The organism is Arsenophonus sp. ENCA, assembly GCF_002287155.1.
In the GTDB taxonomy this organism is placed as follows: domain Bacteria; phylum Pseudomonadota; class Gammaproteobacteria; order Enterobacterales; family Enterobacteriaceae; genus Arsenophonus; species Arsenophonus nilaparvatae.
Genome location: NZ_NHNG01000005.1, coordinates 1 through 559 on the forward strand (window position 1 = coordinate 1; position 559 = coordinate 559).

The following is a 559-nucleotide window of genomic DNA, read 5'->3' on the forward strand; positions in this document are numbered from 1 at the left end:
CGGCTTCCCATAAGTGGTGTGCCACAAGCTAGCATTTTGGTGACAACTTCTACTTCAACAGGCCTCAGTGGGTAAGTGTTTAGCAGTTCGGCCCAAGCACCGTTTCGCTGAAACAACGTTTTTAGAGGGCGAGGAGTGAATTCAGAAAGCACGGGGGTAATTTTAATATCCAAACTGGAAGATGAAGGTATTCATTTTCATAAAGCGTGTTGCTTAATAGTGAAATAAGGGTGTTTCGGTGATTGAAGTAAATTTTACGCTGTTCTGAGATGGAAATTCCAAAGACCTGCGCTAAGGAGTAAGAAGGTATCATCAATAAAGGGTCTACGATTCCGTAAAATTTGGGTCATGCAACCGAGGCGCTTGATACCCGCGATGGCGTGTTCAACTGTAATACGGATGCCCGAGATTATTTTATTTTCTTGTTTTTGTTCAGGCGATAAAGGTCTTTTTCGAGTTCCTTTTTTTGGGATTTGTGTATTAGGATGCTGTTTATCTATACCTTGAAAACCGGTATCTGCCCAGATGGTTACCTCAGGAGGAATATGGCGAATTATAT

General features: G+C 42.0%; 1 protein-coding gene and 1 pseudogene. Both read right to left on the reverse strand.

Features of this window, described 5'->3' with window-relative positions; translation table 11 throughout:
• Nucleotides 1-152, reverse strand: a pseudogene (locus CBG25_RS00200) (IS91 family transposase); the annotation flags it as partial.
• Nucleotides 153-254: 102 nt separating this feature from the next.
• Nucleotides 255-559, reverse strand: a 305-nt coding sequence (locus CBG25_RS00205) for a transposase family protein (RefSeq protein ID WP_290603625.1), incomplete at its 5' end; no start/stop codon positions are given.